The organism is Tistlia consotensis USBA 355 (assembly GCF_900177295.1).
Classification (GTDB): domain Bacteria; phylum Pseudomonadota; class Alphaproteobacteria; order Kiloniellales; family DSM-21159; genus Tistlia; species Tistlia consotensis.
In genome coordinates, this window is the sequence record NZ_FWZX01000039.1 from 46521 (window position 1) to 56570 (window position 10050).

At 71.8% G+C, this 10050-nt stretch carries 11 protein-coding genes; 6 read left to right on the plus strand and 5 right to left on the minus strand.

Going from position 1 to position 10050, the window contains the following annotated elements; all coding sequences use genetic code 11:
• Window positions 1–33: 33 nt before the first annotated feature.
• On the minus strand, window positions 34–471 hold the full coding sequence (locus B9O00_RS28825) for a tellurite resistance TerB family protein (protein WP_085126306.1): 438 nt from the start codon (window positions 469–471) through the stop codon (window positions 34–36).
• Between the two features lie 90 nt (window positions 472–561).
• On the minus strand, window positions 562–1908 hold the full coding sequence (gene trmFO, locus B9O00_RS28830) for a methylenetetrahydrofolate--tRNA-(uracil(54)-C(5))-methyltransferase (FADH(2)-oxidizing) TrmFO (protein ID WP_085126308.1): 1347 nt from the start codon (window positions 1906–1908) through the stop codon (window positions 562–564).
• Here trmFO and dacB point away from each other — a divergent pair.
• Window positions 1907–3442: a D-alanyl-D-alanine carboxypeptidase/D-alanyl-D-alanine endopeptidase gene (gene dacB, locus B9O00_RS28835; RefSeq protein WP_085126310.1), complete on the plus strand. Its 1536-nt coding sequence runs from the start codon at window positions 1907–1909 to the stop codon at window positions 3440–3442. The two genes, trmFO and dacB, sit on opposite strands and share 2 nt — an antisense overlap.
• A 49-nt stretch (window positions 3443–3491) precedes the next feature.
• A complete protein-coding gene (locus B9O00_RS28840) occupies window positions 3492–4541 on the plus strand; it encodes a lipid A deacylase LpxR family protein (protein WP_085126312.1) in 1050 nt (349 codons plus the stop codon).
• A 21-nt stretch (window positions 4542–4562) separates the two neighbouring features.
• Here B9O00_RS28840 and B9O00_RS28845 read toward each other — a convergent pair whose 3' ends face one another.
• Window positions 4563–5465, minus strand: coding sequence for a LysR family transcriptional regulator (locus B9O00_RS28845; protein WP_159460364.1), 903 nt, complete (start codon window positions 5463–5465; stop codon window positions 4563–4565).
• A 133-nt stretch (window positions 5466–5598) separates the two neighbouring features.
• Between B9O00_RS28845 and B9O00_RS28850 the strand changes: the two genes are divergently transcribed.
• Together B9O00_RS28850 and B9O00_RS28855 are read left to right on the plus strand one after the other, a co-directional pair.
• A complete protein-coding gene (locus tag B9O00_RS28850; protein WP_085126316.1) occupies window positions 5599–6408 on the plus strand; it encodes a phytanoyl-CoA dioxygenase family protein in 810 nt (269 codons plus the stop codon).
• A 109-nt stretch (window positions 6409–6517) separates the two neighbouring features.
• Window positions 6518–6880, plus strand: a complete 363-nt coding sequence (locus B9O00_RS28855; protein WP_085126318.1) for a hypothetical protein — start codon at window positions 6518–6520, stop codon at window positions 6878–6880.
• A gap of 9 nt (window positions 6881–6889) precedes the next feature.
• Here the strand turns inward: B9O00_RS28855 and B9O00_RS28860 are convergent, their stop codons facing one another.
• Entirely contained in the window at window positions 6890–7651 is a 762-nt protein-coding gene (locus B9O00_RS28860; RefSeq protein ID WP_085126320.1) for an SDR family NAD(P)-dependent oxidoreductase, read from the minus strand.
• 180 nt (window positions 7652–7831) lie between these two features.
• On the opposite strand from B9O00_RS28860, the gene B9O00_RS28865 reads away from it, so the two are divergent.
• Together B9O00_RS28865 and B9O00_RS28870 are read left to right on the plus strand one after the other, a co-directional pair.
• Entirely contained in the window at window positions 7832–9058 is a 1227-nt protein-coding gene (locus B9O00_RS28865; protein WP_085126322.1) for a transporter substrate-binding domain-containing protein, read from the plus strand.
• The gene (locus B9O00_RS28870; RefSeq protein WP_085126324.1) at window positions 9055–9702 is read left to right on the plus strand and encodes an ANTAR domain-containing response regulator; all 648 of its coding nucleotides are present in this window, start codon (window positions 9055–9057) and stop codon (window positions 9700–9702) included. The genes B9O00_RS28865 and B9O00_RS28870 overlap by 4 nt, the downstream gene beginning before the upstream one ends.
• A gap of 57 nt (window positions 9703–9759) precedes the next feature.
• Here B9O00_RS28870 and B9O00_RS28875 read toward each other — a convergent pair.
• Window positions 9760–10050: transposase domain-containing protein (locus tag B9O00_RS28875; RefSeq protein WP_143596383.1), on the minus strand; the 291-nt coding region annotated here is incomplete at its 5' end.

Below are 10050 nucleotides of genomic sequence, written 5' to 3' on the forward strand. Positions count from 1 at the left end.
AACAATTTACTCCCAAATGGGTCAAGGAACAATTCAGACGCTGAGATAGTCGGGTGCCGGGAGGCCCAGGGTCTCCGCGACCCGCTTGGCGGCGACCCGCTCGGTCTCGGTGAAGCGGCCGTCGGCGCGGCAGAGCGCGATGCAGAGCTTGAGCACCAGCGCCGCCTCCTCCTCGTCGTCGGCCAAGTGGCGCACCGCCTCCAGGGCCTCGGCCTGCGCCGTCGCGGGGTCGTCGGTCAGCTGCTGGACGTAGTCGTTGAAGCGGTCGACCGCCTCGTGCGGGTCGAAGGCCTGCAGCTCCTCCAGGGATTCCAGCATCTGGTCGAGGCGCACGCGCTCGGAGAAGCTGACCTCGCCGTCGGCGATCGCGACCAGCGCGCAGGCTGCCATGGTCGCCTCCATGAAGGGCCGGTAGCGGATGCGCTCCTGCCGCGAGCGGATGGCGTCCCGAAGCTGTCCGATGATCGTCATGCGCGCCGTTCTTTCCCCTGGCTGTCCCGGACCCCCCGGTCCGCCCGCGATGCGATGATATCGCCGGTCGCGGCGATATCGAAGCCTCCGTTACTCCGCGGCGACCTTGCCCGGGCCGAGCCAGACGTCGAGGTCGCCGAGCGCCCGCTCGCCGTAGGCCGGCTTGCGCTCGGCCTTCCGCAGCTTCCTGCCCAACGGCGGAAACAGCCCGAAGTTCACGTTCATCGGCTGGAAGGTCTCGGCGGCGGCGCCGCCGGTGATGTGACCGAGCAGGGCGCCCAGCGCCGTCGTCGCCGGCGGCGGCTCCAGCACCTCGTCGCGCCGCTCGGCGGCGGCGAAGCGCCCGGCCAGCAGGCCGATCGCCGCCGATTCGATGTAGCCCTCGACGCCGGTGATCTGGCCGGCGAAGCGCAGCCGCGGCTCGGCCTTCAGGCGCAGCCGGCCGTCGAGCAGCTTCGGCGAGTTGAGGAAGGTGTTGCGGTGGATGCCGCCGAGCCGCGCGAACTCGGCCTGCTCCAGCCCCGGGATGGTCCGGAAGGCCGCGACCTGGGCGCCGTACTTCAGCTTGGTCTGGAAGCCGACCAGGTTGTAGAGCGTGCCGAGCGCGTTGTCCTGGCGCAGCTGGACCACGGCATAGGGCTGGCCGCCGGTGCGCGGGTCGGTCAGGCCGACCGGCTTCATCGGGCCGTAGCGCAGGGTCTCGATGCCGCGCTCCGCCATCACCTCGATCGGCAGGCAGCCCTCGAAGTAGGGGGTGTCCTTCTCCCACGCGTGGAACTCGGTCTTCTCGCCGGCCAGCAGCGCGGCGACGAAGGCCTCGTACTGCGCCTTGTCGAGCGGGCAGTTGACGTAGTCCGTGCCGCCGCCCTTGTCGTAGCGCGACTGGAACCAGGCCTTCCCGAAGTCGATTGAGTCCTTGTGGACGATCGGTGCGATGGCGTCGAAGAAGGCCAGCTGGTCCTCGCCGGACAGCGCCAGCACCGCCTCGGTCAGGGCCGGGGATGTGAGCGGGCCGGTCGCGACGATGACGCTGTCCCACTCGGCCGGCGGCAGGCCGGCGACCTCGCCGCGCTCGATCGTGACCAGCGGCTCGGCCGCCAGGGCCGCCGTCACCGCCTCGGCGAAGCCGTCGCGGTCGACCGCCAGCGCGCCGCCGGCCGGCACCCGGTGGCGGTCGCCGCAGGCCAGGATCAGCGAGCCGCAGCGGCGCATCTCCTCGTGCAGCAGGCCGACCGCATTGCTGCGCCAGTCGTCGGAGCGGAAGGAGTTGGAGCAGACCAGCTCGGCAAGGCGATCGGTCGCATGAGCCGGCGTCTTGCGCTGCGGGCGCATTTCGTGCAGCACGACGGGCAGGCCGGCGCGCGCGATCTGCCAGGCGGCCTCGCTGCCGGCCAGGCCGCCGCCGATGACATGAACGGGTGCGGAAGGCGTTGTCATGGCCTCACATAACCAAGCGCCGAGCGCGGGTGCAAGCCGAGTCGCCCCGGTCCTCCCCTGCCTGCTGCTCGGGCTCTGCCTGACGCTGCTGCCGGGGCCTCTGCGCGCTGCTCCGCCGGCCGACCTGCCCGCCCTGACGGCGCTCGAGGCCAAGGGCGCCGCGACCGCGGGCCTGATCGTCGACCTGGAGCGCGGCAAGGTGCTCGCCGCCCATGCCCCCGACCGCGCGCTGATCCCGGCCTCGGTGGTCAAGCTGGCGACCGCCGGACGCGCGCTCGAGGCCTGGGGGCCGGGCTGGCGCTTCACCACCAGCCTGCTGCGGCGCGGCGCCCTCAAGGAGGGCACGCTCTCGGGCGACCTGGTGCTGCGCGGCGGCGGCGACGCCTCGATCACCGACGAGGACCTCTGGCGGATGGCGCGCAGCCTGGCGCAGCGCGGCCTGAAGGAGGTCACCGGCGGCGTCATCGTCGACGAGGGGCTGTTCGGCAGGATCGCCTGCAACGTCGCCGACCGCTGCGACGCCGAGGCGCGCAGCGAGAACGCCTACGACGCCCCGCTCTCGGCGACCCCGGTCGACTACAATTCCCTGGCCCTGACGGTCGTCGCCGACGCCGAGGAGGGGCAGGCGGCGCAGCTGCTGCTCGAGCCCTACGACCTGCCGGACGTCGCCGTCGAGGGCAGCGTCACCACCGCCGACGGCCCGACGCAGCTGTCGCTCGAGCGGGTCAGCCAGGGCGCGCAGAACAACCTGCTGGTCTCCGGCAGCCTGCCGCCGGGCAAGACCCTGACGCTCTACCGCTCGCTGGCCGAGCCGGCGCACTATGCCGGCACGCTGTTCCGCGCCTTCCTGGAGCAGGCCGGCATCCGGATCGACGGCGCGGTCGCCGTGTCCGAGCAGCCGGTCGCCGGGGCCGAGCCGCTGCTCGACTACCAGGGCGCGGAGCTGGCACGCGCCATCGACCTGATGCTGACCTACTCGAACAACCTGCAGGCCGATACCCTGGCGCTCGACCTGCAGCGCAGGCTGCAGCCCGACCAGCCGCCGAGCCTGGCGGCAGCCGGCAGGCTGCTGGAGGCCCACGTCGCCGGCGCCGCCGACGGCAGCGCATTTCCGGCGCCCGCCGGCGCCCCGGCGCCGCGGCTCGCCGACGGCAGCGGCCTCGATCCCGCCGACCGGCTGACCGCGCGCCAGCTCGTCCAGCTGCTCGAGCAGGGCTATCGCCGGACCGAGACCTTCCCCAGCCTGCTCGGCGCCCTGACGGTGCCGGCGAACGGCCCGCAGACGACCCTGCCGGCGCCCGGCGGCGCCGGCGCCTCGGCGGCCGACGGCAACTGGAACCGGCGCATCATGGTCAAGACCGGCGGGCTCGGCGTGCCGGTCTCGGTCACCAGCCTCGCCGGCTACTTCCGGTTCAAGGACGGCGGCTGGGGCGCCTTCGCCTTCCTGGTGAACGGTGCCCCCGACCGACCGATTTCCCGGGCTGACGCGTTTTCTGCCATGCGCAGGGACCTCTCGCGCCACTGGAAGCGTTGACAGGGACGACCAGGGGCCCGCGTTCGCGCGGCAGCAAGGGGGATCGAGAATGACGGGAGTTGCGACACGCGCCGCCGGGCTGGCCGCTGCGGGCCTGCTGCTGTTCGCAGCCGGCGCCCAGGCGAAGGAGCCGTCGGCCTGCACGGCGCGGGCCAAGGACAGCAGCAGCGGCGGCTACATCTCGGTGGCGCTGGAGAACGACGTCGTCGGCGGCACCGACAAGGACTACACGACCGGCACGCACCTGTCCTACCTGTCGGACGAGCTCGACTGCACGCACTTCGCCCGCTCCATGGGCCACCTGCTGCCCTTCTTCGACTCCGACCGGGAGCTGCGCTATTCGGTCGGCGTCGGGCAGATCTACTTCACCCCGGCCGACACCCAGGCCAATCCCCCCGACCCGAAGGACCGGCCCTATGCCGGCTGGCTCTACGCCAGCTTCGGCCTGGTCTCCTACAACGACGCGACGGCGACCGAGATCGGCCAGCTGGAGACCCTCAACCTCGACATCGGCGTGGTCGGCCCCTGGGCCCTGGCCGAGGAGCTGCAGAACTCCTTCCACCAGCTGATCGGCAACGAGCCCTCGAACGGCTGGGGCTACCAGCTCGGCAACGAGCCGGGCTTCGACCTCAGCTACACGACCAAGTGGCGCATGGTCTACGAGCCGATCGAGGACACCAACTTCGGCGTCGACTTCATGCCGCACCTGGGGCTGACCCTGGGCAACGTCATGACCAACGCCGCGGCCGGCGGCACGGTGCGGATCGGCAGCGGCCTCGACCGCGACTTCGGCCCGCCGCGCATCCGTCCCGCGGTGCCCGGCTCGGCCTACTTCGCCCGCGGCGGCCTCGACGCCTATCTCTTCGCCAGCGTCGAGGGGCGCGCGGTCGCCCGCGACATCTTCCTCGACGGCAACACCTTCCAGGACAGCCCCTCGGTCCAGAAGAAGAACTTCGTCGGCGACCTGCAGCTCGGCGTCGCGGTGATGCTCGGCAACGTGCGCGTCAGCTACACCCACGTCACCCGCTCGCCGCAGTTCGTCGGCGACGACTGGCAGACCTTCGGCAGCCTCGCGCTCTCGGTCAACGTGCCGTTCTGAGGCCGCGCGGCCCGCGCGGCCTCAGCGTGCGGCGCGCCAGGACGAGGCCCGGGCCGACCGGCGGGCGATCTCGGCGAGGCGGGACGCCAGCGTCGAGGCGCCGCCAGGCGCGTGGAGGGCGAAGAACCTGACCGGCGGCGGGGGCGGCTCGACCGCCAGCCGGACCAGCGAGCCGCGCTCCAGGTCGGAGGCGAAGTAGGCGACCGGCAGCAGGGCGACGCCGAGCCCCGCGCGCGCCAGGCCGGCGCTGATCTCGATCGAGCTCGAGCTGTTGAAGCGCTGCGGCGCGACCCTGCCGGCGCGGAACCAGTCGTCCTGCAGCCTGGCGACCTCCGCCCCCGGGCCGAGCGAGATGATCGGGACGTCCTTCAGCGCGGCCGGATCGAGCGGGGGCGCCGGCAGGGCCATCGAGGGCGCGGCGAGGAAGCCGAACGCGGTCTCTCCGATCGGCGTGGCGGCGAAGCCGTCGGGCGGCGCGTGCGACAGGCCGACGATCCCGACGTCGATCTCGCCGGCGACCAGGCGCTCGAGGACGACGTCGGTCAGGCCGATCTCCAGGTCGAGCTGGATCCTCGGACAGGCCTCGTGAAAGGTCGAGACCATCGCCGGCAGCCAGGTCAGCGCGACGAGTTCCGCGACGCCGACCCGCAGGCCGCCGGTCAGGGCGGCGGGATCGCCGACCGTCAGCCGCGCCTCCGCGACCAGCGCCAGGATCGCGTCGGCGTAGCTCAGCAGGTCCCGTCCCTTCGGCGTCAGGCGCACCTGGCGGCGCGACCGGTCGAGGAGCCGCGCGCCCAGGCTGTGCTCCAGCTCGGCAATCCGCGTCGAGACCGTCGACTGCGTCGCGTTCTGCCGCGCCGCGGCCTTCGTGAAGGACCCGAGCCGTGCGACCCAGCGGAAGGTCTCCAGCTGCTCGATCTTCATCGGAAAATCCGATCCAAGGCATCTGATTTCATCGTTTTGGATCATCTACGGCAGCCGCTAGGCTCGTTCAAGCGACAGAGCCGGGGTCCGGCCGCGGCGGCCGCCAGCGCGACGCAGGGGAAGGGGGGACAGCTTGACGAACGACTTCGACGCCGACGCCCTCGGGCAGGCCGCCGTCGATGCCTACCGGCGCGACGGCATCGTCTGCCTGCGGCAGGCCTTCGACCCAGACCAGGTGGCCTTCCTGCGCGACGTCGCGGCCCGCGACATGGCGGCGCCGAGCCGCATGAGCAACGACGCCACGCGCGACGGCACGGGACGCTTCTTCAGCGATACCTTCGTCCACAAGCACATCGCCGAGCTCGGCGGCATCGTCCGGGACTCGCGGGCGGCCGACGTCGCCTGCGCCCTGATGCGGACGAAGAAGGTCAACCTCATCTTCGACCAGTTCCTGATCAAGGCGCCGGGCACCTCGACCCGCACGGTATGGCACCACGACGCGACCTACTGGCCGGTCGCCGGCGACATGGTCGCGACCCTCTGGCTCGCGCTCGATCCCGTGACCATGGAAAGCGGCGCGGTCGAATACGTGAAGGGCTCGCACCGCTGGGGCCAGCGCTACAAGGCCGAATCCTTCATCGACAAGGACCTCTACAAGGAGGACCTGCCACCGGTGCCGGACATCGAGGCGATGCGCGACGAGCTGGACATCGTCGCCTTCGAGATGGCGCCGGGCGACTGCACGATCCACCACGGCCTGACGGTCCACGGCGCGCCGGGCAACGCCCGCGACGACCTGTGGCGGCGCGCCTACGTCATGCGCTGGGCCGGCGAGGACGTGACCTACAACCCCCGGCCGAACCTCCAGCCGATGCTCTTCGACCCGCAGATCCCGGCCGGCGGCCCGCTCGATTCCGAGCTGTTCCCGGTGATCCGCCCGTAGCGTCGCCGCCGCCGTCCCGGCGCCGCGGCGGCCACTGTCGCGGCGCGAAAAGGCGTGCTAATGGTCGCGCGATCGGCGGCATCGCGCTGCCGCGCGGGGGCTTTCGGACATGACGATCGCGAAGGGGACGCTGCTGGCCGCTGCGCTGCTGCTGTGGGCGGCGGCGGCCCAGGCCGGCGAGCAGGACTTCACCCTGCTCAACGAGACCGGCTACCAGATCGACCGCCTCTACATCTCCTCGACAAAGACCGAGCAGTGGGAGGAGGACATCCTCGGCGAGGACCCGCTGCCGAGCGGCGAGACGGTCGACATCGAGTTCGACGCCGAGGAGAACCAGTGCCGCTGGGACATCAAGGCGGTCTACGACGACGGCGAGGCCGTGGTCTGGACCGGCGTCGACCTCTGCGCCCTGCACCGCATCACGCTCTACTACAACCAGAGCGACGGCACTACGCGCGCCGTCGGCGAGTAGGGCCGCCCCTCAGAACTGCACGCCGCGGGTCAGGGCGCCGTCGATCACCAGGTTGGTGCCGGTCACGAAGCTGGCCGCCGGGCTGGCCAGGAAGACGACGCCGCGCGCCATCTCCTCTGGCCGGCCCATGCGGCCGGTCGGGTTCAGCGCCAGGGCCTCGCGGTAGAGCGCCGGATTGCCGGTCTCGATCTGGTTCCAGACGCCGCCCTCGAAGTAGGTGTTGCCCGGTGAGACGGTGTTGGCCCGGATGCCCTTGCCGGCGAGCTGGAAGGCCAGGCCCTGGGCATAGTGGATGAGCGCCGCCTTCATCGTGCCGTAGGGGCCGGCGGCGAAGTCGATCTCGCGCCCCGAGACGCTGGAGATGATCACGATCGAGGCGGCCTCGGAGCGCTCCAGCCAGGGCATCGCCGCCTCGACGGCGCGGACCGCGCCCATCAGGTCGACTTCGAACTCGCTCTTCCAGGCCTCCTCGTTCTGGGCGATCGCCAGGGCGCTGACGTTGGGCACGACGATGTCGAGGCCGCCGAGCTCTTCGGCCGCCGCGGCGACCCAGGCCTTGAGGGCCGGCCCGTCGCCGACGTCGAGCGCCCGCCCGGTCGCCCGGACGCCGCGCGCGGAGAGCGCCTCGACGGTTGCGGAGACCTCGTCGGCCTTGCGCGCGCAGAGCGCGACGTCGCAGCCCTCGTCGGCCAGCAGCTCGCAGATCGCCCGGCCGATGCCCTTGGTGCCGCCGGTCACCAGCGCCTTCTTGCCTTTCAGACCGAGATCCATCGCCCGTCGCGCTCCCGCCGCTGCCTGGTTGAGATGCCACCGAGGATAGGAGCGAGGCCGCGGCGCGGCAACGGCATGCGCGGCGGGCGACGCCGCTCGCCCTTGCGGGGCGGCGCGCCGCCGCGCAACAATGCGCACCCTCGACCCACGGATCGCCAGCGCTGGAGGAGCCGCGTCGCGATGGCAGGCAAGGTTCCCGTCGGACTGGTCTTCTCGATCACCGGGCCCTACAGCGCCGTGTCGAGCGCCATGCTCAACGGCGCGCTGCTGGCGATCGACCAGGTCAACGACGACCCGGCCTACGACTTCGACCTGGAGCCGCACTTCATCGATCCGGCCGCCAGCCTGGAGGCCTACCGCTCGGCCTGCGAGTACTTCCTGAAGCAGCTCGGCATCAGCCACGTCATCGGCTGCTACACCTCGATCAGCCGCAAGGAGGTGATCCCCTGCTTCGAGAAGTACGACGGGCTGCTCTGGTACCCGTCGCACTACGAGGGCTTCGAGACCAGCGGCAACGTCATCTACACCGGCGCGGCGCCGAACCAGCACATCCTGCCGCTGGCCGGCCACCTGGCGCGCGACTACGGCACGCGCGCCTACTGCGTCGGCTCGAACTACGTCTGGGCCTGGGAGAACAACCGGATCCTGCGCGACATCATGGCCGCCAAGGGCGGCGGCGTGGTCTCCGAGAAGTACGTGCCGGTCGGCAGCGGCGACGTCGAGCACCTGATCCGCGACATCGTGCGGGCGCGGCCCGACTTCATCTTCTCGACGCTGATCGGCGATTCCCGCTACGCCTTCGTGCGCGCCTTCCAGGCCCTCGGCCGGCGCGAGCCGGCCTTCGCGGTCGAGCGCCTGCCGATCGCCGACTGCAGCCTGTCGGAGCCGGAGCTGCTGCGCATCGGGCCGGAGGCGAGCCGGGGCCTGATCTCCTCCAGCGTCTACTTCCAGTCGATCGAGTCCGACTGCAACCGGCGGTTCATCGAGCGCTACCAGGCCCGCTTCGGCCGCCAGGCCGTGACCAGCGCCGACGCCGAGGCCTCCTACATCGCCGTGCTGCTGCTCGCCGAGGCGCTGCGCGCCGCCGGCACGACGGCGATCGAGGCGGTGCGCGCGGCGGCCCTCGGTTGCGGCGTCGAGGCGCCCCAGGGCCGGGTCACGATCGACGCCGAGAACGCGCACTGCTACCTGACCCCGCGGCTCGCCCGGGCGCGCGACGACCATCAGTTCGAGATCTTCCAGGCGGCGCCGGAGCCGGTGAAGCCCGACCCCTACCTGGTCTGGGTCGACCTCGGCGAGGCCGGCGCGCCGGCCGAGCCGGAGCGACCGGAGGCGGCGGCCTGGGCGGCCGGCGCCGAGGCGCCCGGCGGCGCGCGCCGGCCGAGCCTGAAGCTGGTCAAGTCGTGACCGCGCGGATCCCCAACTTCCGCGGCCACCGGGCGCTGGTGCTGCACCCGGCCGACGGCAACCGCCAGACCCTGGTCGACCAGCTCGGCCGCTTCGGCATCGAGGCGGTCGCCGCCTGGCCGGCGCCGGCCGATCCGCCCGGGCCGATCGACGTGCTGTTCCTCGACGCCGACCGCGGGCCCGGCACGGTCGACGAGCAGCGCTGGGCCGACCCGGGCGCACCGGTCATCGCGATCACCGGCACCGAGGCGCCGGGACGCCTCGAGGCGATGCTGTCGCTCGAGCCGAGCGCCATGCTGAACAAGCCGATCCGGCGCGAGGGCATCTTCAAGGCCCTGGTCTTCGCCCATCACAACTACCGCCAACGACGCGAGCTGCGGGCCGCCCTGGCCGTCGCCCAGGAGCAGGTCAAGGCCCGCCAGGTCCTGCTCAAGGCCGTGCTGCTGGTCATGGACCGGCTGCGGGTCGGCGAGGACGAGGCCTTTGCTGCAGTGCGGCGAGCGAGTATGTCGGGCTCGCTCCTGATCGAGGCCTTCGCGGTCGAGCTGGTCGCCGAGCCGGCCCGCAACCTGAGGTTGGTCGAGCAGGAACTGCGGCGGATTCAGCCGGGCCGCGCGGCGGCGTCGGGCGCCAAGGCGCCCTAGCGGCTGCCGGGGCAAGGGCTTCGGCGCCCTGTCCGGGACCCGGCGGGGGGTAAGCGCTTAGGCGATGCCCTTTGGCTTCGGGCTTGACGCCTTGCGGAAGTTCCAGGGCATGAGGTCTTCGACCCTGCTCTGCGGGTGGCCGTTGAGGATGGCCTCCAGGATTTCGGCGAGATAGGCGACCGGGTTGACGTCGCTGAGCTTGCAGGTGGCGACAATGGAGGCTAGCAGCGCCCAGTTCTCTGCTCCGATCTCGTGTCCCGCAAAGAGCGCATTCTTTCTTGTGAGGGCCACCGGCCTGATGGCGTTCTCGACCGGGTTGGTATCCAGTTCCAGTCGGCCGTCCTCAAG